Annotated in this window: 19 protein-coding genes; 3 read left to right on the forward strand and 16 right to left on the reverse strand. The window is 46.6% G+C overall.

The features are described 5' to 3' along the window. Positions 1 to 192: 192 nt before the first annotated feature. From SPL68_RS09235 to fliE, 10 genes are all read right to left on the reverse strand, one after another. Positions 193 to 1,617 (reverse strand): flagellar hook-length control protein FliK, encoded by a 1,425-nt coding sequence (locus SPL68_RS09235; RefSeq protein ID WP_323814809.1) that lies wholly within the window; start codon positions 1,615 to 1,617, stop codon positions 193 to 195. 128 nt (positions 1,618 to 1,745) lie between these two features. Next, a complete protein-coding gene (locus tag SPL68_RS09240) occupies positions 1,746 to 2,075 on the reverse strand; it encodes an Hpt domain-containing protein (RefSeq protein WP_323814810.1) in 330 nt (109 codons plus the stop codon). A gap of 68 nt (positions 2,076 to 2,143) precedes the next feature. Beyond that, positions 2,144 to 3,853 (reverse strand): ATP-binding SpoIIE family protein phosphatase, encoded by a 1,710-nt coding sequence (locus SPL68_RS09245; RefSeq protein ID WP_323814811.1) that lies wholly within the window; start codon positions 3,851 to 3,853, stop codon positions 2,144 to 2,146. Between the two features lie 46 nt (positions 3,854 to 3,899). Continuing rightward, on the reverse strand, positions 3,900 to 4,205 hold the full coding sequence (locus tag SPL68_RS09250) for an STAS domain-containing protein (protein WP_323814812.1): 306 nt from the start codon (positions 4,203 to 4,205) through the stop codon (positions 3,900 to 3,902). An 83-nt stretch (positions 4,206 to 4,288) separates the two neighbouring features. Beyond that, positions 4,289 to 4,753 carry a flagellar export protein FliJ gene (gene fliJ / locus SPL68_RS09255; RefSeq protein ID WP_323814813.1) on the reverse strand — a complete coding sequence of 155 codons (465 nt, stop codon included), beginning with the start codon at positions 4,751 to 4,753 and terminating at the stop codon, positions 4,289 to 4,291. 28 nt (positions 4,754 to 4,781) lie between these two features. Beyond that, positions 4,782 to 6,167, reverse strand: a complete 1,386-nt coding sequence (gene fliI / locus SPL68_RS09260; protein ID WP_323814814.1) for a flagellar protein export ATPase FliI — start codon at positions 6,165 to 6,167, stop codon at positions 4,782 to 4,784. Between the two features lie 2 nt (positions 6,168 to 6,169). Continuing rightward, entirely contained in the window at positions 6,170 to 7,033 is an 864-nt protein-coding gene (locus SPL68_RS09265; protein ID WP_323814815.1) for a flagellar assembly protein FliH, read from the reverse strand. Between the two features lie 49 nt (positions 7,034 to 7,082). After that, the gene (gene fliG, locus SPL68_RS09270; RefSeq protein ID WP_323814816.1) at positions 7,083 to 8,114 is read right to left on the reverse strand and encodes a flagellar motor switch protein FliG; all 1,032 of its coding nucleotides are present in this window, start codon (positions 8,112 to 8,114) and stop codon (positions 7,083 to 7,085) included. Next, positions 8,107 to 9,807 (reverse strand): flagellar basal-body MS-ring/collar protein FliF, encoded by a 1,701-nt coding sequence (gene fliF / locus SPL68_RS09275; protein WP_323814817.1) that lies wholly within the window; start codon positions 9,805 to 9,807, stop codon positions 8,107 to 8,109. The genes fliG and fliF overlap by 8 nt, the downstream gene beginning before the upstream one ends. Before the next feature lie 65 nt (positions 9,808 to 9,872). After that, positions 9,873 to 10,247 (reverse strand): flagellar hook-basal body complex protein FliE, encoded by a 375-nt coding sequence (fliE, locus tag SPL68_RS09280; RefSeq protein ID WP_323814818.1) that lies wholly within the window; start codon positions 10,245 to 10,247, stop codon positions 9,873 to 9,875. Between the two features lie 285 nt (positions 10,248 to 10,532). Here fliE and SPL68_RS09285 point away from each other — a divergent pair, with 285 nt between their 5' ends. Continuing rightward, on the forward strand, positions 10,533 to 10,733 hold the full coding sequence (locus SPL68_RS09285; protein ID WP_323814819.1) for a PA3496 family putative envelope integrity protein: 201 nt from the start codon (positions 10,533 to 10,535) through the stop codon (positions 10,731 to 10,733). A gap of 95 nt (positions 10,734 to 10,828) precedes the next feature. Here SPL68_RS09285 and SPL68_RS09290 read toward each other — a convergent pair whose 3' ends face one another. Beyond that, positions 10,829 to 12,370, reverse strand: a complete 1,542-nt coding sequence (locus SPL68_RS09290) for a sigma-54-dependent transcriptional regulator (protein ID WP_323814820.1) — start codon at positions 12,368 to 12,370, stop codon at positions 10,829 to 10,831. Positions 12,371 to 12,380: 10 nt separating this feature from the next. Further along, positions 12,381 to 13,679, reverse strand: a complete 1,299-nt coding sequence (locus SPL68_RS09295; RefSeq protein ID WP_323814821.1) for a sensor histidine kinase — start codon at positions 13,677 to 13,679, stop codon at positions 12,381 to 12,383. A gap of 416 nt (positions 13,680 to 14,095) precedes the next feature. Between SPL68_RS09295 and SPL68_RS09300 the strand changes: the two genes are divergently transcribed. Next, positions 14,096 to 14,710, forward strand: a complete 615-nt coding sequence (locus SPL68_RS09300) for a TMEM165/GDT1 family protein (protein WP_323814822.1) — start codon at positions 14,096 to 14,098, stop codon at positions 14,708 to 14,710. Between the two features lie 69 nt (positions 14,711 to 14,779). Further along, positions 14,780 to 15,937: an AraC family transcriptional regulator gene (locus SPL68_RS09305; RefSeq protein WP_323814823.1), complete on the forward strand. Its 1,158-nt coding sequence runs from the start codon at positions 14,780 to 14,782 to the stop codon at positions 15,935 to 15,937. Positions 15,938 to 15,980: 43 nt separating this feature from the next. Here the strand turns inward: SPL68_RS09305 and SPL68_RS09310 are convergent, their stop codons facing one another. From SPL68_RS09310 to SPL68_RS09325, 4 genes are all read right to left on the reverse strand, one after another. Then, positions 15,981 to 17,576 carry a tetratricopeptide repeat-containing sulfotransferase family protein gene (locus SPL68_RS09310; protein WP_323814824.1) on the reverse strand — a complete coding sequence of 532 codons (1,596 nt, stop codon included), beginning with the start codon at positions 17,574 to 17,576 and terminating at the stop codon, positions 15,981 to 15,983. A gap of 18 nt (positions 17,577 to 17,594) precedes the next feature. Beyond that, positions 17,595 to 18,608 carry a hypothetical protein gene (locus tag SPL68_RS09315; protein ID WP_323814825.1) on the reverse strand — a complete coding sequence of 338 codons (1,014 nt, stop codon included), beginning with the start codon at positions 18,606 to 18,608 and terminating at the stop codon, positions 17,595 to 17,597. Between the two features lie 44 nt (positions 18,609 to 18,652). After that, positions 18,653 to 21,223, reverse strand: coding sequence for a family 20 glycosylhydrolase (locus tag SPL68_RS09320; RefSeq protein WP_323814826.1), 2,571 nt, complete (start codon positions 21,221 to 21,223; stop codon positions 18,653 to 18,655). 155 nt (positions 21,224 to 21,378) lie between these two features. Beyond that, positions 21,379 to 24,207 (reverse strand): TonB-dependent receptor, encoded by a 2,829-nt coding sequence (locus SPL68_RS09325; RefSeq protein WP_323814827.1) that lies wholly within the window; start codon positions 24,205 to 24,207, stop codon positions 21,379 to 21,381. Positions 24,208 to 24,489 lie beyond the last annotated feature (282 nt).

The raw sequence follows: 24,489 nt of genomic DNA on the forward strand, positions 1-24,489 counted from the left end.
TCGAAGGCTAAAAGGGGTTGAGCAATACCTATGCCAGCATCGCCTTGAAAGCTTAGCAGCGGATAAAAGGTTTGCGAAGAATATAATCGGGATTAGGGGAAATTCACGAGCAGAAACAAAGCAGTAGAGAATCTGATCAACACGATCAGATTCTCACTAAAAGCAGATAAAACAAACCGTTTCGAATGGATTTTATGCGTAATGATCAACAAGTCGGCTGGAAATGCTCTGACTGACAGCAACTGGCGTCAGCTCCTCTTCATCCAGTTCAGTATTACCGCTTTGTTGTTTCGAGGATTCACCTTGCTCACGCTGGGTGAAGGATTTATCCGATACATCAACATTCACCAGATTTAAGCCCTGCTCGGAAAACATTTCGCGCAGACGGTTTAATTGCTGATCCAAAGCTTCGCGTACCGCGGGATGAGGACTAGTAAAGGTAACGTTCGCCTGTTGATCTGGCGTCACAGTGACTTTGACCTGCATAGGGCCAAGCTCGGGCGGATCCAAACGAATTTCGGCAGCACTTACATTTTGCGCCGCAAGCCACAGCACCTTGTCACCCACAGCCTGACTCCACTGCGGGCTGCCCATAGCCACAGGCATACCGGTTTGCACTACAAAACCACGCGCAGCGGGCGCTTGCGCCTCTGTCAAACGAGCCAAACCCTCCACTACTGTTGCCGGTGCTTTGGTCAAATCAATCGCGGTATTTTTTGCATCTGCTGAGGCCATATTTGCCTCGGCAAGTTTATTTAATGCAGCTTTGGAATTCAGGAGTAAAAAGTCGGGGTTCTCGCCAGAGTCAGTCGAACCCAACACATTTGCTTCAGACTCAGCTGCGTCTGGATTTTCACCAGCTGCCAGCACATCATTCGCTGCCTGAGCTGCGGCCAGTAAACCTGAGCCGGCGCCATTAGATGCATTCACTTCCTGCCCTGCCCGTACAGATTCGCCCTTTATACCAGTCACACCAACCGATGTTGGCTTTAAGGGCGCAGCAAACTGTTGTACCCCAGCGAGCGCGGGATCGACCAGTTGATCAATTTCACTGCTAGCGTCATCTTCAGCGACCAATTGCTCGGCTAGCTCAGCTTCCAATTCATCAGTATTCTCAATTACTGCATCCAGCGATTCTTCTGCAGCCTCACCGGTTGCAAGTGAATTATCTGCATTGGATACCTGCGTGAGCTCGCCCTCTTCACCCGAAGCCACAACCTGTTGGTTATCAACATTAGTTGTACTTTCCTCCGAAGAACCCTGTGCAGTTTCCTTCTGGGTAGACTCTGTTGATGCAGCCTTATCAGTTTTGACCGGATGCTCGCCAGCTTGAGATTCGCGAGACTCAGCCTGTTCGGTGTTTTGTCGCAATACAGACTCAGGGCGTTCGCGTTGCGGCTCCAATCTTGATGCAGAGCGCACTTCGCTGGATGAGTTTTCAGCAGAGGATGCGCGAACAGCCGGTTTACGAGCGGCAACTTCTGGCCGCGCCTGCTCAAAGGCTTGATGGAATCGCTCGCTTGCATCCGCACGGCTTTTAGCGGCAGATCCTTTCGCAGATGCAGGATTGGCGCTGGTTATTCCCAGCAGACTATTTAAAACGGTGCCATTGCTCATCGGCTGCTCCTGTCTTTGATCAGGGCAAAACTTTGCCGCTTGATCACTCAACAATTAGGTTCAGTTCAAATACTGCAAAGCAAATGCCAAATCGAAGAGTAGCTAAAAACTGGAGATAAGAGCGATTGTTAGAGAGAACTCAGAAGGGATTGAACTTGATTAAACTCCTGTTCGATTGCGTCTATATCAATCGACAGTCCTTCAAGCTTATGTTCGAGAGCTTTTTTCTCTAGCGCTGCACAGAGCGCCGAAAGTTTCAGCGCGCCAATATTGCTGCAACTCCCCTTAAAGCTGTGGGCAGCGCGGCGAATCAAGTCAGCATCCAACTGTTGGATCACACTACGCAGAGTGCGAATGCGTTCGGTTGAATCCTGTATAAAGGTATCCAACAACAATGCAAAATCATCTTCCATGACATCTTTAAGGGTATTTAAGGTGTCGTAATCCAGATGTTCCATTGGCCGGCATCCTATCTATAGTAAATCTACGATTAATTAATTGTTTACCGAGTCGATCACCCTTAGTGTCAATCGTCATTAACCCAGAAAAAATCGACTTCAACGACATTACCACATCCATGATAAGTCACGGTGCCACAGAGTTTTTCAACCAATGCAATTCCGCGGCCGCTATACCCTAAGGACGACAGAGCTTCGGTTGCACGCCCTTGATGATCAAAACCATCACCGCTGTCTTCAACACGAACTTTTAGCATGCCACCATTTTCGTTACTTTTATGTGTAATGTGAATGCGGACGAAACCTTCTATTACCTGATTGATACGTTGCTCACGCAGTTCGTAATACTCAGAAAAACCGTCCGGTGTTTTTTTAAGATTAGAATCCAATTTCAATACACCATGCTCCAGCGCATTGGTATATAACTCAGCCAGTATGGTGTACAACCTGCTACTGAAAGCGCGCAGGCTTGGCACTTCCATAAGCACATTCAGCAGCAAAGGTAATGGATCAAATATTTTAAAGCTGGTTGGCTTTACTTCAAAACTCATTGTCCATTCTGTTTCAGAGTTACCGTATTTGTCGCTCGCATCTTTAGCAAGGCTGCTGACCATCGCAGGTTCGTCCATACGGATTTCGAGTAGCGACAGATCATCATCTGCTTCGCCTGTACCTACAAATTGTTTTACGCCACCAATAATTTCATCAAACAACAACTCGGGCTTTTGGTTGCGACTGAATACTTCTTTCAGTCGCTCTTCGCCAAACATATCGCCTTCTGTATTGCGTGCTTCGTGAATACCATCAGACCAGACAAAAATCCGATCGTTTTTTTCTAGCTCAAAATATTCACAATTGTCTTTGAATGCGCGATTCGACAATACACCCAAAGGCAAATGCGTGGATTTAATCGGTGTTATCTCGCTGGTTTTATTGCGATAAATAAAGCAGTCCGGCAAGCCGCCGTTCCAGATTTTTAACCGCTGCTTGCGAAAGTTGATATCAATAATCGTGGCGCAACAAAAAATCCCCACGGGCAGAATGTTTTTTAATTTTCCGTTGATCTCACGCAAAATATCGGTCATGGAAAAGCCTTTCGGCACCATGCCATAGAACGTCGAGGCGAGTGGCATTGCACCTATTGCCGCAGGTAAACCGTGACCGGTAAAGTCACCCAGCAGCACCATCATATTGCCATTAGGCCGCATGGCGGCGACCAATACATCGCCATTAAATACCGCAAGTGATGATAAAAAATAACGAACGTTATTGGCATTCAAACAACCGCTATGCGCTACGTTGTCAAACACATGTTTGGCGACGGTTTGTTCTTGCAATAAACGATTGTTGTATTGAGCAATTTGATTGCGCTGCGCGAGCATGGTGCCATGCAATTCGCGCATACGATTAAAAGACTTGATTTTTGCCTGCAAAATAATGCGGTTGTAGGGCTTGGAAATAAAATCATCGCCGCCCGCATCCAGGCATTGAACAAGGGATTCAGTATCCGTAAGTGAAGTAAGAAAAATAATGGGGACTAATTCATCACCCGCCAGCTCTTTAATTTTGCGCGCAGCTTCAAAACCATCCATTTCCGGCATTAATGCATCGAGCAATACTATGTCGGGTTTTTCAGCAGCATAGACTTCAATCGCCTCGCGCCCATTGCTTGCTGAAACAACATTGTGCCCTTCTTTACGCACAATGCTTTCAAGGATCAGCCGGTCAGTATCTGTGTCATCCGCGACCAGAATTTTCAAACGACGAACATCATTCATAGGATCGCATCCATACCCCACTTAACGCGCCGATGAATCTGGCCACCTATTGGATATCAAAGAGTTGTTCAAAGTTGGAAATCAGTAAGATTTTTTTCACATCGGGAGCGCAATTAACAATCTGGATGTTGGATTGCTCGCCACCAGCGTAGTCGCGCAGTAGCAGCAACATACCTAAGGCGGAGCTATCCAGATAAGAGGTTCCCTGTAGATCGACCCGGTAATGTTGTGGAGTTTGTGCAAGCTTTTCGTAAGCGCCGCGGAATTCCTGATGGGAGCTAAAATCGAAGCGGCCCTGAATGTAAATAGTGACTTGGTTGCCGTCAGGGGACACTGTTGACGTTATCGCCATGTTTTACCTCTTCAAAAAACGCTGATCATCTAATTACCAGCCAATCCGGGCCATGCCCTTTCGCAGTTCAACCTAAGAATAGCCTATATATCGGAATCTGTACTGCCCGAGTTGCGCTGCAATTGTTGGGAGCTTAGTTCATCCATTTCCTTCTGCAAGCGCTTATCGAGCAGAAGGTCATCTTCCTGTTTCATACGGCTGATAAGGTCTTCAATCGACTTGCGTTTTTGATGTTTTATCCGCCATTGTTGCTGCAGGTTTTCCAGCAAATGCTTGTAGCGCTCGACTTTGGTTTCCTGATCCCGACAGGCTTCATTGACGCGACCAATAAAACCGCTGTAGTTGATAAGTTCAGAAGCGCGAACGCCTTGGTGCAAAGAGCCCTGAGCGGTTAAATACTGAGCGGCATAATCCCGTAGCTCAGCCAACTGCCGCTCTTCTTGCGCGACCTGCTCGCGAAACTGGCTTAATTTTTGAGCGGCCTCATCCTCCTGACGAATAACCAGCGTCAAGACAACCTGCATACGCTTTGCGCGGGATTCAGCCATGAATTATCTCTTCACACTAATTAATCATTTAGCGCTGGCGATGTTGCTGCGCCAACGGGCTGGTAGCTTTGGTATTGGCGGGAGGTTTAAGGAGGGTTTTGAGATTGGTGATGGCCTCCGGCAGGCGAACCCCCTGCTTGATGCCCTGCTGGATAAAGGCACGCAAATGCGGGAAGCGTTCGATAGCGGCGTCAGTATCCGGGTCGGCGCCCGGTGTATAGGCGCCAATCGCGATCAAATCGCGGTTTTGTTGATAGCGCGCCAATAACTGTTTAAAGCGCTGCATCATCTTTAAGTGCTCATCCTCAACGATGTTTTGCATCGCACGGCTGATAGACGCCTCCACATCAATTGCAGGATAAACCCCCTCTTCCGCTAAACGGCGCGATAACACCACATGGCCATCCAAAATTGCGCGCGCCGAATCGGCAATCGGGTCTTGCAAATCGTCGCCTTCGGTCAAAACGGTGTAAAACGCGGTGATGGAACCGGCACCTTCGGCGGCATTACCGGCGCGCTCGACCAATTGGGGAATTTTTGCAAACACCGAAGGTGGATAACCTTTTGTCGCGGGCGGCTCACCAATCGCCAACGCGATTTCACGTTGCGCCTGTGCGTAGCGCGTGAGTGAATCCATGAGCAGCAATACGTTTAAACCTTGATCGCGATAATACTCAGCGATACGGCTGGATAACTGCGAGGCACGCAGGCGCATCAAAGGCGCATCATCAGCAGGTGATGCCACCACGACTGCGCGGCGCAAACCTTCTTCACCCAAAATATGGTCGATAAATTCTTTTACTTCGCGGCCACGCTCACCAATCAATCCCACAACGACGACATCCGCAGTTGTAAAACGAGTCATCATGCCCATAAGCACGCTTTTACCCACGCCGGAACCGGCCATTAATCCAAGCCGCTGGCCACGCCCGACGGTGATTAAGGCGTTGATAGCGCGCACACCAACATCCAGCGGTTCGCTGATGGGATGACGTTGCAAAGGGTTAATTTCGTGCGGGGTAAAGTCGAGGAATTCATCGCCAATCAAGGGGCCTTTGCCATCGAGCGGCTGGCCGATGCCGTTCACAACTCGCCCCAATAATTGCGGGCCTACGCGCATCCCCATTTGGGTGGCAATGGGAACAACACGTGCGCCCGGCTGTAAGCCTTCGACGCGCTTGATCGGCATTAAAAATACTTTGTCGCCCGCAAAACCGACGACCTCGGCTTCGATCCGGCGATTATCGCTGTTGATGATTTCGCATTGGCGACCGACGGATACATTTAATCCAACCGCTTCCAGTGTTAAACCAACCGAGCGAGTGATGCGCCCTTCAGCTTGCGGTTCGACTATCGCTAATTTGCGCGGAGCGTAGCTGCGCAGGCGGGCGGCGATGGATTGGCGTTCTGACATTGCTATTCCTCATAAGTACTATCAGGATTAGCATTACCTGAATAAGCACTATCAGGATCGATGCCTGTTACTTCTTCATCGCTGTAGTCATCACTGCCGCTCGCCAATTGCTTGGTAATAAATTGCTCTAACACAGTTTGCAAACGCGACGACACCGAAAAATCGACGCGGCTTTCCGGCGTTTCTACACGGCATCCACCCGGCAACAATTCGCTATCGCCAAAAAAACTCCAAGCTAATTGCTGTTCAGCTGCATAGGTTTCAACGGCAGCCAGATCGTCCGGATTTAAACAGATACGAATATTTTTGCTGCCGATTGGCAAGGCATCAACGGCGGTTTTTACCAAGCCGATAATGTGGGAGGAGTCAGTCAATAATTCGCGCTGCACCACACTTTGGGTGAGCGTGCAAATAACATCCAGCAACAAATGTTCTACGTCAGAATCCTGCTCATTCACAGGATCGAGCAAGGAATTAGCAAGCTTTTGAAAGCGTTGCTGTTCAGCAACCAATTGCGCGCGCATTTCCATTAAGCCTTGCTGGCGCCCTGCTTCGTAGCCTTCGGTATTACCTTTGGCAAAACCTTCTTTATGGCCTTGTTCAAAGCCATCTTTTTCAGCAGCGTCAAAAATCGCCTGCATTTCTTCTGCAGAAATACCCTGTTGTGCAGGCACTTCCGGTTCTGGAATCTCAATGGTTTCGATGGTTTCTTTTTCGCGGCGCAATAACCGCTCGCGTCTTTCACGCGCTTCTTTTTCAGCAGACGACAAAATTTTGCCGTGCTCGGTAATGGGAGGAATCACCCAAGTCGTGGCACTTTCAACCGCTTCTGCGGGAATTCGGTTTTGCAAATGATTATCCGACATGGATGAATTTCTCGATTACAGCGTTGCGTTCAGGAATAAGTAAGACTCATTAAACCATTTGATCGCCACCGCCGCCCAGCATAATTTCGCCCGCATCTGCCATACGGCGCGCGGTGATAAGAATCTCTTTCTGCGCGGCTTCTACATCGGCCAAACGCATTGGCGGTTTGGTTTCAAGATCATCACGCAGCAATTCTGCTGCACGTTTGGACATGTTTTTGAAGATCTTTTCTTTGAGACCATCGTCAGCACCTTTAAGTGCAACCACCAATACATCAGAAGATACTTCGCGCAACAAGGATTGAATACCGCGGTCATCCACCTCTTTCAGGTTATCGAATACAAACATCAAATCCTGAATTTGGTTACCCATATCCTCGTCAATTTCTTTGATGCTTTCCATCAACTCGGCTTCAATAGAACCATCCAGATTGTTCATAATTTCTGCCGCAACTTTATAACCACCCATGGCTTTGGTTTGCGATGCAGCATTGCCCGAGAATTGTTTTTCCAGAATATCGTTTAGTTCTTGTAGCGCGCTAGGTTGGACGGTATCCAGGGACGCAACGCGCATCATAATGTCGAGGCGTACTTTCTCAGTGAAATAGGTCAGAATTTCGGCTGACTGATCGGAATCTAGATAAGCAATTACAATCGCCTGAATTTGGGGGTGTTCGTTGCGGATAATATCGGCGACTGAACGTGCGTCCATCCACTTGAGCGTATCCAAGCCTGTGGTATTACCGCCAATTAAAATACGGTCGATCAAACTGTTCGCTTTATCTTCACCTAATGCCGTCACCAGCATTTTGCGAATGTAATTATCTGCACCCACACCCAAGCCAGTGAGCGTGCGTACTTCATCTAAAAAATTACCTAAAACCTGATGCACATCTGACTGTTGAATATTCTGCAGCTGGGTCATAGCAGCGCCAATGCGCTGTACTTCTTTTGGCCCCATGTGTTTCAGAATTTCAGCTGCATCCGCCTCGCCCAGCGACATCAATAAAATCGCCGCCTGATCTACATGGCGCATTTTCAGCTTGGGTTTTTCAACCGCTTTATCGTTAGCATCAGTCATCGCGATTTATCCATTGTTTTACTACTTGCGCCACACGACCGGGATCGTCGGCAATCAAGCCTTTAATTGCATTCAATTGTGCCTCGTAACCTTCTTCCGGACTTGGCAACAGAAGCGCGTGGCCACCAGTGAGCGTTACGGTTTCATCAGACATACCATCCAAACCGCCAGCACCTGCAGCCTCCAAGGCTGCCAACTGACGAGCTTCTTCCTGCTCGGCATATGCTCCACCTTGCTTAGCCAAACTTTTAAACATGGGGCGCAGCAAACCAAATACGATCAACATCATAATCAACACACTGGCGATGTGTTTAATGTATGGCATCACCCAAATCTCCCACCAAGGCAATTCCGCACCTACCGAAGAAGTATCGACACGATTCGCAAAGGGAGAATTCAAAACATTGACGCTATCGCCACGCACTGCGCTGAAACCAACGGCATCACGAACCAGTATAGACAAACGTTCCAATTCGTTTTCAGTCCAAGGCACCAGCGTTTGGGTGCCATCTGCATTCATGACAACTTTATCGTCAACAACAACAGCGACAGTCAAACGTTTCAATGTGCCCTGCTGATGTTTGGTATAACTAACGGTGCGATCCAACTCGTAATTGCGTGTTGCCTGCTCGCGATTATTCGTTGGCTCTGCCGGTGCGACAGGCTGACCAGTAGCGGGGTCAATTTGCTCAGGCGCTTCTGCAGTTCCCGGAGGCTGATTGGTGAGCGCGCCAGGAATACCAGCGGCCACATCGCCCGCGCGACGAGTTTCATTCAAGGTTTGCTCAGAGCGAATTGCAGGCAAATCAGGGTTAAAAGTTTCTGCCGCTTGTTCTACCGCTGTAAAATCAATATCCGCACTCACTTCAGCGCGGAATTTTCCGCCGCCGACAACTGGTTCAAGAATACTGTTAATGCGTTTGATTACACTGCTCTCAACTTCTTGCGAATATTGATGCTGTTTTGCCGCCATGATCAGATCGGTATTGTCGTCGCCGGTCGAAATCAAATTACCGTGTTGATCAACAACAGTCACATCGGCCATTTTCATACCGGGCACGGATGAAGCCACCAAATTCATAATCGCTTTTACTTGTGCTGCCTCAACGGTTCTTCCGGCAAACACTTCAACAAAAACTGACGCGGTTGGATTTGCAGCATCGCGCACAAACACGGTTTTTTTCGGAATTGCCAAATGCACGCGCGCGCTGCGGATACTGGTAATACTGGTGATGGTGCGCGCTAATTCCCCTTCAATACTGCGCTGATAGCGAGTATTTTCCATAAACTGGCTGGTGCCTAATGGCTGCTCTTGATCCATCAACTCAAAGCCTTGCGTGGAGCTTGATGGCAAACCAAATTCGGCGAGTTTCAAACGCGCCATGTGTACATCTTCGCTAGCAACTAAAATCGCGCCGCTGTTTTGATCGACTTTAAAATTGATTTGATTTTGCTCAAGTACATCAACCACGTTAGCGGCATCAAGATTATCCATGCGGCCATAGAGCGGACGGTAATCATCGCCCTGCATCCACATCACAATCGCAAAACCAATCGCCACACTTGCGGCGAGTGTGATCATCAAACCGATTTGACGCAGCAAATTAAGGTTGCTTAATCCCTCTAAAAAATCGCCACCCAATTTTGACTGGGCTGGTAAATTTTCAGTTTCAGAAGCGGCATTAGTAGCCATAATCTCAACACCTTAAAAATTTTTAGACGTAACTCGTTGAGCTAAAACGTTTTAAAAATACGCCGTTAGATTGGCATGTTCATAACATCGCGATAGGCATCAACCAACTTGTTGCGCACCTGCACCATCGCTTGAAAAGACACCGAGGCTTTTTGCGAGGCGATCATCACATCAGTAATGTCCACGCCCGCCACACCTCGCTCGTAAGCATCCGCCATAGCGTTAGATGTCTTTTGCACATCGTTCACTTTATTAACGGCCTGCGTCATTAAATCGCCAAAGCTGGGGGACTTGGTGGTGCCTTCAACTGGCACAGCGCCAAGGTTACGCATACCGGCAGGCGTATCACCAACACCCTGTGGGCGCTGAAATGCCTGGGTTTGCGCTTTTAAACTGCGCATATCGCCCAGTAAACGGCTGATATCTACACGATCTGTCATAACGACCCCCTCACCTACAACATCAGCAATCATTTGCGATGTGTTTTATTCAGACTAATGAGACTGACAATAAATTGGCATTTAGGCTGCCAAATACGTCTTTGCAGGGGATTTTGCACAAAACAGGCCAACCTTTGCCGCACGGCAATCGCTTGCCTTAATTTGAAGAAACAACTGCACAAACATTAATCATTTTGTCGTCATTGCTTCATCGAACTGTCACTCACAACTCCTAGGATCTAGCCAGCTTTCAGGTTCTCAAGTTTTCAGCCCAAGGAGTTTTTCATGTCCGATATGATCACACTGAGTGAACAGGAATTGATTGACAGCGCCATGGCCAGTTTTATCGCCGATGTCGTGATTTCAAAAGGGAAGAGACAACAAATACGCCGCAACATGGAATGTCGCCGCAAACTGGAAGAGAAACAGGAAGCAAAAAGACTACAACGGGAAACCTGCGAATACGAGTTTGAATATTTGCATTAACAATCGCTACCTTTATCGCAAAACGATCAAGCACTTCAAATAATATCGCCCAGCAAAAACTGGGCGACATTTGCAATTAACATCACCAACAAATCTCACTCAGTGATTTCATATCCCTCTTCACGCAAGCGCGCGATTTTGTAACGCAGTGTGCGCGCGCTAATCCCCAAACGTTCGGCGGTATTTTTGCGACTGCCGCGCTCATTGCGCAGGGTGTTCATAATAATTTCGTATTCGCGTTGCTTGAGGTCATTCCCCAATGCTGGATTATTCAGCGATGAATGATGCACAGGCTGATTACTGATCAAGGCAATATTATCAACCGGCAGACTGGCGACAGAAAATTGACTGGCGCGTGCGAATGCTTGTGCGGCAAACGCAGACTCATTTGCATCAAACTCTGCAACGGGGTTAATCGCTTGTGCCGCCTCTAACAAATTTGGTTTTTGGCTGTAGTGAACCGGGCTTTGTGAATAGGCACCACCACCCAAGCCTAAATCTTCCGCTTGAATTGAGCGCCCTTCCTGTAAAATCAATGCGCGCTGCATGATGTTATCCAGCTCGCGTACATTGCCCGGCCAAGGGTAAGCAAGCAGCATTTGCTGCGCAGATGCCGACAAATTTACGCCGCGGCGATTTTGTTTGTGTGCGTGTTTCTGCAAAAGCTTTTCGGCCAGAGGGATAATATCTTCCATACGGTCACGCAGCGGCGACCATTGCAGTGGCAACACACTTAAACGGTAATACAAGTCTTCGCGGAATTTTCCGGCAACCACTTCACTGCGCATATCGCGGTTGGATGTTGCAATCACACGCACATTTAATTTAATGGTTTTGCGACCACCCAAGCGCTCTACTTCGCGCTCTTGTAATACGCGCAACAATTTTGCTTGCAGGCCAATATCCATTTCGGAAATTTCATCGAGCAATAAAGTGCCGCCATTAGCCTGTTCAAATTTACCCGGGCTACTGGTGTGCGCGCCGGTGTATGCCCCTTTTTCGTGGCCAAACAACATGGCTTCCAGCATATTTTCTGGAATCGCCGCGCAGTTAATGGCAATAAAAGGTTGATTGCGACGTGCAGAATGATCGTGAATATAGCGCGCAAGCACTTCTTTACCAGTGCCCGACTCGCCAACAACTAAAACAGTAGAATCTGATTGCGCAACGCGGCGCGCAAGTTGCAAAAGCTGTTTGCTCGATGGGGCCATTGCGACCGGCTCATCACCGGAAATTTGTGCAACACCTAAATGGCGCGCCACAGTTTCAACCAGAGTTTGCGGCGCAAAAGGTTTAACCAAATAATCAACTGCGCCTTGCTTCATCGCATCAACAGATTCAGTAATGCTCGCGTAAGCAGTAATCAACATCATCGGAATTTGGGGGTATTCCTGCTTCACATTGCGCAATAAATCATGACCACTCATTGCGCCCATATTGACATCGGAAACAATCATGCGGATATCGCCATAGAGCGCCAACTGCTTGAGCGCCTCTTCGCCGCTGTTTACGGCAATCACAGAATAATCTGCTAATTGCAGCGTATCTGTTAATGCTTCGCGAAGATTATTGTCATCCTCAACGACCAATATCTTGATTGCGCTTTCAAATTCAGCTTGTTGCAATGCCAAGGCCATGATGATTCCCCTAAGATGAAAAGTTCGCAAAAGGCAGCAGCAGACTTGCACAAGTCCCCTTGCCTAATGTTGATTGCAATAAAAATTTTCCGTGGTGCGCGCGCGCAACCGCTTTCACCACACTTAATCCCAAGCCAGTGCCTTGTGCTTTGGTGGTGACAAATAAATCGCCAACGCTAGACAATAATTCCGCAGGCATGCCTGGGCCTTTGTCGCACACACGAATCCATAAGCGCGGCTCATCAGAACTCACTGATTGATCATTAAGTGCTTGCGGAAATTGATTAAATTCAATGCGCAAACTTGCCTTGCGATCTACCGCTTGAATCGCGTTATTCACCAGATTTAACAAGGCGCCAATTAATGCTTCGCGATTGCATTGAATATATTGCTCGCGACAATTTATTACCCACTCGCAAGTGGATTCACTGGTCATTAGCGGAACTTCCATTGCCTCTGCCAGCGAGGCTTGCAATTCAGCCACGCTGATCACATCGTTCAGTGCCAATTCGCCTTTGACGTAAAACAGCATGTCTTGAACTTGACGTTCGATGTTGTTCAAACGCCCGAGAATTTTTTCCGAGAATTGTTGACGGCGAACTTCATCCAGTTTTCCGCTACATAAATGACCGGCGTACAACATCGCCGATGACAGCGGAGTACGAATTTGATGTGCCAATGCGCCCATCATTTTCCCGAGTGCAGATAAACGCTCATGGCGACTTAGCTCACCTTGCAAACGGCGAGTTTCGGTTTGATCGGTGAGCAAAATAATTTGGCCATCAGCGCCCAAATTACGGGTTTGAATACTGATCAAACGACCATCGCGCAAAGACACTTCATGCCCATCGCCTTGGCGCGGAGCAAAGCTGCGAACAATCACATCGCGCCACAACTCACCCTGCAAAGGCTCACCCAACAAATCAATCGCCGCTGGGTTTGATTCAGAAACACGGCCTGACGAATCCAGCACTACCACGCCGCCGGGCAAAAAATTGAGCAAGCTCTCAAGGCGATTGGCCAACTTTTCTTTTTCGGCCAACTCTTCCAACCGACGATCACTGAGGCTGGACAGTTCTTCATTTAATTCTGCAACACGGTTTTCCAATAAGTGATAAGAGTCCGCCAGCTGTACCGACATCTGGTTAAAAAGCTCAAACGCGCTTTTTAAATCCTGACCTTTCCCGGTAATCGCTTTATCTGTCGGCAGTGGCGCCGCTTGAAGCTCACCCTGATCTGCAGCCAATAGACCGGCACGCGCCTTAATCGCACTCCCGACTCTGATTACATTGGAAACTGCTTGCGTCATAAAAACCCCTGATTCTTATTTACGCCACTCACGCTCAGCAATACCGTCAATAAAACAACGGACTTTTGGCGTAACCGACCAATCTACAGGAATAATTGCAATCGCAATGCCAACTAATTTTTCTCTTAATAATCAGCAAGTTAAATCAATAAAAGCAAACTACCAGTCAAACAATTGGCTCAGATGGGATTTTTAGAATTGTCGTCAGAAATACTCTTGCTTATAATGCCCGCACTCTCTCGGGGGAGTAATCTGCTCTAGCCTGCGATCTTGGATTGCTAATCGCTGAGCGCTTTTGTCAACAAACTTGCCCGGTTTTTAAACCCTACATGGCATGGCAAAAGCGTCCTCTGTCGCATCTAATGCGCACATCGGATTGATGAGACCTGAGATACCACTGCAGCCCCGGCGGGACTGTGGCTGTATCTCTTGTTATTCATCCCGCCAAGGTAACCATAATGGAAGCATTCCTCAGCTCAACATTTGCCGTCGCTATTGCTGAAATAGGCGATAAAACCCAGCTGCTCGCCCTATTTCTCGCGGCGCGCTATGGTCGCCCTTACATCATTAGCCTTGGAGTCTTAGTCGCCACCTTGGTCAATCACGCCCTCTCTGCATGGCTAGGCGCAGTACTTGCGGATGTTATTCCTGCAGAGTGGATCAAATGGATTGTTGGCGGCAGTTTCATTGCCATTGGTCTGTGGTTATTAATCCCGGATAAAGAAGACGATGAAATGGGCCGCTTCGCAAACTACGGTCCATTCGTTGCCACACTCGTATTATTTTTTCTTGCCGAGATTGGCGATAAAACGCAAATCGCCACCGTCATTTTAGCGGCGAAATTCAGCGCAGATATGTGGATGACAATGGCAGTCATCGCAGGTACAACTTTCGGCATGCTGCTCGCAAATGTGCCGGTTATTTTTGCGGGTAAGTGGCTTATGGATAAAATGCCATTGGGCATCGCACACAAGATTGCCTGCGGATTATTTATTTTATTGGGAATCGGAACCTTAATAGGAATGAGCTAAGTTTAAGCGCCAAACTTGATGTACTATGGTGACACAGTCACCATAGTGTTCAGGTCGGGCTAAGCATTAATGATTACTCCTATTTTCAATTTCAACGATATTATTTTAATTCTCGCAATTGGATTGAGTTTAATTCTCGCGTTATTCCAACCCATATTACCTGCCAAGAAAAAACTCACCAAAGCGCTATTAGCCTGCTTCTTTTTAAGTCTCGCTTTTGCTGATATCGGCATCATGCTGATCTGGAATGAATACATTCCACAAACAGCATTCAGCTCCACGCTGGTTCCTTATTTTTATTGCAGCTCAATGCTCCTCAAAGCACCACTCCTGCTGTTTTACGTGCGCAGCATTACCGAAGAAAGCTTTCAACTTAAGCGCATCCATCTATTGCACCTGATACCTATGCTCGCCGCTATAGGGATAATTTTTTCGTTTGATATTGATATTAATCGCCTTAAGCTCGATACCTTTGGAATGGATGCAGCTCTCTATCAAGTCATCGACAGCCTTTGGTATTCACTAAAAATCATCCCACTTGGCTATTTTATTGCTGCAACGCTTACGGTATGGAACTACCACAAAACGCTTCGCCAACAGCACTCGGATGTCAATGAAACCGCTCTATGGTGGCTATATTATTTAACCTTGGGATTTGTACTGGCAGGAATCTGGACCTTATCGCTAAGTGTTCTCGCTTATTTGTATCGCCTACCCTTCGGTGTAACAGACAACTATCTGAACTTCATTCTATTAATCGCACTTTTCTACTACAGCATCTCACACGCACAAAACCTCACCACCACCAAGGAAGAGGAAGAGTTTGAAGACCCTAAAGAGTTAATCGCTGCAGATACCAAACCGTTAGATTCGACTATCAATAAGATTATGGATGGTATTGTGAATCAAAAGCTCTATTTGAATCAGAGCCTCAATGTAGAGCAGTTTTCTGCAAAAATTGGTGTTCCCTATCGCGATGTATCCTTTGCCATTAACAAAGCATTCGGCACCAACTTTTTTGAATTTATTAATTCCTATCGAATAGAAGAATCAAAACGCTATCTTGCCGATGAAAAATATAAAGACATGACAATTATGGATATTCTGCTGGAGTCAGGCTTTAACAGTAAATCCGCCTTTCAGCGCTTTTTTAAACGCCTGACGGGAACTTCACCTACAGAATTTCGCCGCGATGCCTTGCGCAAAGCACATTTTGCGCAAGAGTAATATTGGATTTGTATTGGAAGATTAACTCAGCGCCAAGCGGCCCCTAGACCTCAACAGGAATTCCAGCATCAGTCAATATGGCAATTGCAGGCTCAAGATAAGCAGCATAGTGCCTCCACTGCCCTACACTTGCAGCTGATATTGGCTGGCGCACCTGTACTGCACTTGCGGTAGCAACGGGCTTATTATTTTTCTCTACCTCCAAACAAGCGTCTTCCCAATCCAACCCACAAAAAGCCAGCAGCTTAGCAATCTCTTGCTGTGGTTCTGTAACTAATAACTCGTAATTAACAACATAAAAATTGTTCGGATATAGCTTCCGCCACCAATCAGTCAAGTGCTTAAACTCAACATAATAGCGCGCGGCATCTTCCAAATTGAGCGAGTAACCAAAAGTCGAATCATGAAAACTAAATAGCTGGCGATAATTACTTGCAATCGTATCGAGTGGATTGCGATCCAAACAAATAATTCTCGCTTCAGGTAACGCCTCAATAATTAAACCCGCATAGAGAACATTTAATGGGAGTTTGTCCACCAGAAAGCGCTTTCCTGACAACAAATACTCTGTGCTCGCAATATAATTACGCCCCAGCAACGCACGATCCACTTCAGCCAAGCGGCCGAGAAAACCGCTATCAATAAACTCATTGCTGCTAGATTTGATAATGCGTTTTAACGCGACCGAAAAGTTGTAAAGTTCTCCACCTGTTGCCACATCGCTATGGTTTGAAATAATTCGCTCTACCAACGTGGTTCCTGTACGAGGCATACCCACAACAAAAATAGCCCGCTCCTTTGCATAGCTATTAGTCAATGTCATTGGCTTTGATGAAAAGTGACGTTTCAGGCTGTCGAAAGTATCCTGATCGCGCATAAAATGATAAGCAATTTGTTGACTCTTTTTTTGCTTCGCTTGCGCAAGCACCTCGACTGATTCATCAAAGCGCTTGAGTGATTCCAATTCTTTTGAAAGTGCATGGGCGATGCATAAACTGTCGTCAGGATCTGCTGCCTTAGGCAGAAGTTCACGCAATCGCTCAATATGGTTCACTTCTGGGGTAATACCACCGAGACTGGTTAACGCTGCATGGGCCTTGAAATAATCCGGTTTCAGTGCGATTGCATTTTCATAAGCATCGCGCGCGCCAGAAAAATCACCGCAAAACTTTAACGATGAAGCCAAATTAAAATACACACCGGCATGCACGTTTCCGAGTGAAATTGCTCGTTTAAAACATTCGGCTGCTTGCTCGTACATGCAAAGGCGATTGTAGCTAACGCCCATCACATCCAATATTTCTACATTCTGAATTGGCGTGCGCTGGGCGCGCGATAGTAAATACACTGCATCGCTCGTATTACCTGAAAGTACTTGCGCGCGAGCCAGATAAACTCCATATCTAAGATTTTCCGGCTCCAGCTGATAAGCGATAGTTAATTTTTCTGCTTCCTTTAGATGATTTTTAAATTCATACGCGATTCGACTCAGTAAAAAATAGAAGCCAGCACAATCAGGATATTGTTTAACCGCGCTGGTTAAAATCGTATAAGCTTCCTGATAGTTGCCATTTATAAGTGCAATACTCGCGGAATTTTGTAGCTGTTCCTGTTCGTGCTGTGCTTCTATTGCCGTCATACTCTCGCCATTATTTAATCATTCAGTGCAACCACTTGTGCTTGCACCTACGTCTAAAAACTTATCATAAACGAACCAGGTTGAACCAACGACCTCAATATTCGCTTGCCAAGGTTTATCAAGCGCATCGTATTGTGCCTTCCAGGATGTATAAGCCTGCTGATGCGGATTTTTTTCTAACCAGCACCCCATAAATGGAAGATCATTAGTATTATTTGGGCCTTCATTAGAAAAAATCGGCACTATTTTTACTTTACGGCTTGCGGTAGACAACCATTCAAGGCGTTCAATACCAAAATTTACAATGTTGACATCATTTGGGCGATAAAAATGCACCAGAATTCGATCCGTTACATTAGCTAAAGGAGCAGCTTCTGCCTCTTCGATCCAACCAATATAAATTTCGGTCATTAGTTGATTAGCAGAAGCAACTGCTCTAAAACGCTCCAGCATTGAAATAGTTGTAGCAAACGCTGTTTTGCGATCAGGCTTGTTCCAAAACTCGTATTCGACATTCAATACATCAATACGTTCTGATGCCGGGCGATTATTGTTGTAAGCGACAACCGTATCAGCCTCACTGGCATCCCCTAATGCCGCGCCAACCTGGGTAACTCCCGCAGTCAACTTTGCCCGACTCACAAGCGAAGCAAATTGCTGGGCTTTTGCAGATGAGGGGTTCAGCCCTTCCAATTCATAGAAAATTAAATAGCTGAAACCGCCATCGCGAACAAAATTAATAAATTGTTGTTCACGCTCAGCATTGCCTAACAATTGATCGTCTCGCCCCATATGTAGAGAAACATACAAGCCATAGACTTCCCCAGCTTCATTTGATGAAGATGCAGAAGATGAACTCAAAGCTACCGACGAAACCACAGAAGCCTGACTGGATGATTCAGCAGAAACAGTAGATGCGCTGATTGAACTAGCAGAAACATAATTTTCACCACCACTCTTCACTGCCCCTGAACCGCCGCCACAAGCACCAAGACTGATACAAAATAATACAAACAGTATTTTTTTAAACATAGCCAAAAACCTTACCGAATTAATTAATAAATTCATGCCGTTCATTAGTTCAATGTCGCTGTAGTACTGACCTGGGAATTTAATCGGCTGCGCAACAAAATGGCGTCATTACCAATCTCACTCCCAACTTCACTCCCCTTTTGATAGGCTTCCCAGCTTTTGCCTTTGTCGCGACTAAATTCAATTAGCAATCCCGGTAAAGAGGTATTTGCATTAAACGTATGATTCACTCGAACAGCTCCTGGTGGCGGCAAATAAAATGTAACACCCAACTGTTCCAAACGCGGTAATTCTTTATTGACCAAAACTGATACAAACTCGCGCCATGCGGTATCACGCTCTTTGATGTTAGGAGTATCACCCTCCCACTCAGCTTTAAACCAAGCACGTTCTGCCAATACGATGACGCGAGGAAAAATCATGGTCTGCAATTGCTCTTTGGTGCGGATAGTTTCAGTCCACACTTGCCCCTGTATTCCCAATACATGCTCAGGTTTTTGTAAGGGAGGCAACATGCGACCAACTAAACCATTCAAGTTGGTAATTTCATCACCAATAAATGTTCTGTCGGCATTGGCGTAAAGGTTGTCAGGCATAAAAGAAAATACTTTTGCCAGATCGGTATAGCGAGTAGCCCAGTGATAACCGCGCTCGCCGGCGCTCGCCTCATGGGGATGATCAAAATACAAATGCGTAGCGCCAGAAATAACCACATCGTAATTATTGTTGGCCAGTCGATGCGCGCGATCAGCTACGCCTGCTTCCCAAATATTGTCCCACGCATTTGCAATAACACGTTTGTTCAATAGCAGTTCACGATTGAAGGTGTTATTAGGGTCGTACATCAGGCCATCTTCCCAGCCCATTAAATCCAAGCCACGTTTGCTGGTAATCTCGGAAACACGCTGTACAAAATAGGGTTTCAAATCAGCAACACCGGCAATATCATTTTCGTTAGCTGCAAATAGCTGATCGCACGCTGGTGAAGCTGTCCATGATCCAACACCTACCTCATCGCCGCCCATATGAAACACATTCAATTTTTGGCCAGCTTTGCGATACATTTGCTGCAGTTCGTAGGTGACTTTTTCAATGAAAGCATAGGTAGATGGAAGGCAGACATTGACGGAGTTGTCGGAATAACTTTGCACGGTTAAGTATTGCGATTTATCTTGAGGGTCACTTAGCAGATACTGTTCTGCTTCAGATTTTTTGCCTTGCGCCAATAACTTTTTATAGCGCGCCTCCATGGATTTAATCGCTGCGCGAGAATGGCCGGGCATATCAATTTCAGGAATAACTTCAATGTGGCGCTGCGCAGCATATTTAACAATATCGGTTAAATCAGTCGCAGTAAGATAACCATTTCCAACGGAGTTTTTATTTGGGCCACTACCCAATTGCGACATCAAACATTGGGTTTCCGTTAAGTCAAAGCAGCGGAAAGCCCCCACTTCGGTTAATTCAGGCAAGCCGGGAATTTCTATGCGCCAGCCTTCATCTTCCGTCATATGCAAATGCAGCTTATTGAGCTTATAGCGACCCATCTGCTCAACCAGCTCTAACACAGCATCTTTACCATGAAAGTTGCGCGCAAGGTCGTAATGCATACCACGCCATTGCGCACGCGGCTCATCAAATACACGAATAGCAGGAACCGCTAAAACACTAGCCGCTTCCATGGGCAACAAGCCAAGAAAACTTTGCACCGCATAAAAAACACCTGCAGGTGTACCAGCTGAAATAGCAACTTTTTCGCTGGTAATATTTAACTCGTAGGCTTCAGGGGAGGTGATTTTTTTATCGATCGTCAGTGCAATCACCTTGTTTTTCGGAACAATTGCATTCACTTGTGTGGCGATTGATAAACCCGAATCAGCTAGTTTCTTCTGTACATATTCAGCCTCAAATGCGAGACCACCAATCTCAACAATACTCCACGATGAGTCGATCTTTGCACTGCCTTTGCTATAAGTTACCTGCTTGGGTGTGGGTATAATTTTTACGGAATCTGCAGACGCGACAAATTCATTTATCGCTTCATTTGCTTTATACCGTGTTTCAGTCGTCACGAACCCATAACGGTCTTTAGGCACATTAAAACGCAATTGCTGCTCTGGCTTTTCAAAGGGGTCAACAAACTGCTCAAAATTTTCAGTGTCCGTATTAGCAAACACTGCTGAATCGCCAGCTGCATCTGCTATAAAAGCACGCGGCATAAAATCGCTATAACTTACGATATGACCACGAGCCTTGTAGGGGAAAATGAATTTCTCGCCAGACTTTAAACCAGGAAATTTTTCCGTAGGCGAAAACTCATAAAGGTCACCCTGTAAATGTTTAAAGGTAAACTCTGATGAGGGTGTAGAAAGGATTCGTTTTACCGAGTGTATGTATATTTTCCAGTCCGATTTTCCTTTAGGTAAAGCAACGCCGGAATTGTTGCTTACGCTAAACAAAGCATCAAAAGTGCCTTCCTGATTAAAGTTACTTACCGTTGCAAAGCGTAATTCAGCGTTATCACCTATTTTTTTTAGATCACCACTGGAAAAATTGGCAAAGGCATTTACAGCTAAAAGCGCTAAGTAAAAACCTACTATTAATTTTTTCATCATTATTTTTAACCTCACTACAACCCCTGAAAAATCAGAGATCACATATTCATAAATGTTGGCGTATTCATTTTTATATCTGCTGAACATTAATTTCAGACAAACGTAAAAAGGCCCGGCCGGAGCCGGGCAAAACGGGAGACATGACGAGAAAAATATTAAAGTTTGGCGCGCAGACCAAAGGTGTAGAGTGCACCTGTATCTTCGAAACCAATAAATTGGTTTTCGTAGCGGCCATATTTGTCCACAGTTTCACCGGTGACGTTGCTACCTTCGACAAACAAGGTGATACGGTCTGTTACGTCATAACTTGCGCTGACATCGACTGTACCGTAGTCGTCATAGTGAACTGGTTCGCTGCTTGGACCATTAGATACACGGCCGAGAAATTCAGTGCGATAGTTATAGGCAACACGTAGTTGCAGGCCATCTCTATCGTAGAAAACGCTCGCATTTCCTGTGTCACTGATTCCCGGCAACGCAAATGTTTGTACTGCACCTGCAGCACTGAGAGAGGCATTACTGTTCACAAAGGTGTAGTTACCGGATAAACCGAAGCCGTTATCAAACACATGAGTCCAGTTAATCTCGGCACCTTCAATAGTGGCTGACTCACTGTTTTGTGGACGAGTAACCGTGAAGGTTTTCCACACCGGGTCTTCAACACCAACAATGCTGTCTATTGTTTCTGGCAAACTCATGGTCACGATAAAATCGTCGATGTCTTTTTTGTACAGGGCCACAGCAAACATATTTGCATCGCCATAGTAGTACTCAAATGATAAGTCCAGATTTTGCGAGACAAACGGCTTGAGGTTCGGATTATTACCGCGCGCAGTGCGAACTGAGGTTGTCGTTGTCTGATACGAGGTGTATGGAGCCAAAGCGGTTAGAGTCGGACGAGTTAATGTCTCGCTATAGGCAGCGCGAATATAAAAATCATTGGTGACTTCGAGGCGCGCATTCAGCGATGGCAACCAGTTGTCGTATTCATTTTGCATCGCCACTGCGGTACCTGCTTCATCCGCATATTGTTGCACTAACCAAGGCGATGGTGGCCTACCTGGTTCAGCAGCTTCACGCTCAAGCCCAACCAATACTTGTGTAGTACCGGATGAGGTTAACGAAGTATCTGTGTAACGCACGCCAGCAGATAAATGCAGTGGCATGGTGAAAACTTCGGTGTCTGCTGCGCCCTCTAAATAGAATGAAGTGACGTCTTCTTCGATAGTAGAAGAGTCGTTGGATTTAACCGCATCCCAACTGTTTCCATTCGCGATGAACGCCTCTTTTGAAGCAATACCTGCCGGTGTATCAGCGCGAGTGCGGCCATCGATGTTTTCTGCCATCCAATTGCGATAAGCAACTGGATCGATCATGTAGACATCGCCATTTAATCCACCAAATACATTACCGGGCTTTAACACGCCTTTAATGACTGAATCGGTATCCATGACTTGTTGTGTTGCGAGACCATGATACATACGGCGAATCAAATCAGGTGTCTGCCAGTATTCGGTCGCTTTTTCAGCAACAGTATTATTTGCACCAAATTTTACTTGCGAGAGGAATGAATCGATTGGCGACCATTCGAAATCCAATTTGAACTCATGGTTTTTGGCTTTGTTGTAGACGCCGTCATTTGAATTTATGCGCGCGCGCAAATCTTGCATATTTTGGCTGCCCATTTCCGGAGTAATCGCCGCTGGGTCTGCATATTCAAGAGTGGGGATTCCACCATTGGAAGTCATGATGTAACCGGGTCTATCCAAAAACTCCACGATGTACAAGCGATCCAAGCCACGGTTATCGAGAATCGCATCGGACATGGAAATATCCGCGATCATTTTCCACTCGTCAGAAATATCCCAAGCCGCATTAAGACCGCCCACATTGGATTCAGTCGGACGTTCAGTAGTCGTCAGCAGATGTGCATAACCGGTGATGTTGTAGCCTGCGTCGTAACCGTGATTGATCACATTGTAGAAACCGTTTTGATCAACCTGATTGAGCGGCGATAAGGTCGGAGCCCACATGTAGGAGCCAGTAGAATATTTGGAGGTGGAAGTGTCGTACTTGGAGTGAATAATGTCGGCGGTTAATACAAGGTCATCAGTCGCTTGTAATTGCAGCACCAAATTGCCGCCAATGCGCTCGCGGGTTTCATTGGTAATACCGGCGTACAAACTTTGGATGCGATAGGTATCTTCTTCCAAGCCATCGCCCGAGTAGGCATAACCACCAGCCCACCCTTGCGATGGATTGGTGAAATTCAAAAAGGGTTCTTCTACTGTTTTCGAGATGTGTTCGTTTTCAACGGTGTATTTTGCGGCAGAGCGTTCCTGATATGTCACAGACGCGAGGACGCCAAACTTTTCATCATTGAATGTATTGCTAATAACAAAAGAAGCCTGTGGACTGGTATCTCCACTATTCTCTTCATACATGCCCCTGATACTGCCTGCCGCATGCAAACCGTCAAAATCAAACGGGCGAGCGGTAACGATATTAATGGTTCCGCCCAAGCCACCTTCTTTCAGTCCGGCATTGGAGGTTTTGAATACATCAACCGTGCGCACCAATTCAGATGCGAGGGTATCGAAACTGAAGGCGCGATCTTCGTTTTCGGTCGCTGGTGAGCGGCCATTGATTAGCACAGCGGTAAAATCTGGCCCCAGACCACGAATACTCACAAAGCGCCCTTCCCCACCGGCGCGGTCAATTGCTACGCCAGGAACACGCTGCAAGGAGTCGGCAATATTGTTGTCGGGAAACTTGCCCAGATCTTCTGCTGTGATACTGTCGGATATCAGATCCGAATTTCGCTTCTTATCTATACTGCGCATCAAACTGCCAGCAATACCGGTTACAACCACCTCTTCCAGATTTTCATCGGCACTTGAATCTGCCGCCTGCGCACTACCCAGCGCCAGTGTCGAAGTCATGGCGGCTAACACTGCCATCGACAATCTTGATTTTATGAACATAACACCGTCCTCCTCGGACATTTTTAATGGCTATTGGTTATGGCTCAGCTAGGCGTGGTCTTGCTTTAAGCGATCTAGTTAGAGATGTCGCTCTTATTGGGTGAATGCATATTCACGCGCCACCCAATTGCTGTCGCCTCACTTTGCCCCAACACTAAAAATGCGCCGATTCAGTTTCGACAAAAAAATGACCCTATAGATAACCCAATGAATAATATAGATTTTTTATAAAATCCGTAGAAACGAAAAAGTCTAAAGAATTCTCAAAGAGCTAAATAAGTA

This window comes from Cellvibrio chitinivorans, assembly GCF_035117775.1.
GTDB lineage: Bacteria > Pseudomonadota > Gammaproteobacteria > Pseudomonadales > Cellvibrionaceae > Cellvibrio > Cellvibrio chitinivorans.

Excerpts from the sequence above, each read along its gene's own strand:
- fliF (WP_323814817.1), bottom strand. The coding sequence starts at position 9,807 with ATGGCTACTAATGCCGCTTCTGAAACTGAAAATTTACCAGCCCAGTCA.
- SPL68_RS09290 (WP_323814820.1), bottom strand. The coding sequence starts at position 12,370 with ATGGCCTTGGCATTGCAACAAGCTGAATTTGAAAGCGCAATCAAGATA.
- fliJ (WP_323814813.1), bottom strand. The coding sequence starts at position 4,753 with ATGGCTGAATCCCGCGCAAAGCGTATGCAGGTTGTCTTGACGCTGGTT.
- SPL68_RS09320 (WP_323814826.1), bottom strand. The coding sequence starts at position 21,223 with ATGATGAAAAAATTAATAGTAGGTTTTTACTTAGCGCTTTTAGCTGTA.
- fliI (WP_323814814.1), bottom strand. The coding sequence starts at position 6,167 with ATGTCAGAACGCCAATCCATCGCCGCCCGCCTGCGCAGCTACGCTCCG.
- fliG (WP_323814816.1), bottom strand. The coding sequence starts at position 8,114 with ATGACTGATGCTAACGATAAAGCGGTTGAAAAACCCAAGCTGAAAATG.
- SPL68_RS09235 (WP_323814809.1), bottom strand. The coding sequence starts at position 1,617 with ATGAGCAATGGCACCGTTTTAAATAGTCTGCTGGGAATAACCAGCGCC.
- SPL68_RS09315 (WP_323814825.1), bottom strand. The coding sequence starts at position 18,608 with ATGTTTAAAAAAATACTGTTTGTATTATTTTGTATCAGTCTTGGTGCT.
- SPL68_RS09325 (WP_323814827.1), bottom strand. The coding sequence starts at position 24,207 with ATGTTCATAAAATCAAGATTGTCGATGGCAGTGTTAGCCGCCATGACT.
- SPL68_RS09310 (WP_323814824.1), bottom strand. The coding sequence starts at position 17,576 with ATGACGGCAATAGAAGCACAGCACGAACAGGAACAGCTACAAAATTCC.
- SPL68_RS09295 (WP_323814821.1), bottom strand. The coding sequence starts at position 13,679 with ATGACGCAAGCAGTTTCCAATGTAATCAGAGTCGGGAGTGCGATTAAG.
- SPL68_RS09250 (WP_323814812.1), bottom strand. The coding sequence starts at position 4,205 with ATGGCGATAACGTCAACAGTGTCCCCTGACGGCAACCAAGTCACTATT.
- SPL68_RS09285 (WP_323814819.1), top strand. The coding sequence starts at position 10,533 with ATGTCCGATATGATCACACTGAGTGAACAGGAATTGATTGACAGCGCC.
- fliE (WP_323814818.1), bottom strand. The coding sequence starts at position 10,247 with ATGACAGATCGTGTAGATATCAGCCGTTTACTGGGCGATATGCGCAGT.
- SPL68_RS09240 (WP_323814810.1), bottom strand. The coding sequence starts at position 2,075 with ATGGAACATCTGGATTACGACACCTTAAATACCCTTAAAGATGTCATG.
- SPL68_RS09265 (WP_323814815.1), bottom strand. The coding sequence starts at position 7,033 with ATGTCGGATAATCATTTGCAAAACCGAATTCCCGCAGAAGCGGTTGAA.
- SPL68_RS09245 (WP_323814811.1), bottom strand. The coding sequence starts at position 3,853 with ATGAATGATGTTCGTCGTTTGAAAATTCTGGTCGCGGATGACACAGAT.
- SPL68_RS09305 (WP_323814823.1), top strand. The coding sequence starts at position 14,780 with ATGATTACTCCTATTTTCAATTTCAACGATATTATTTTAATTCTCGCA.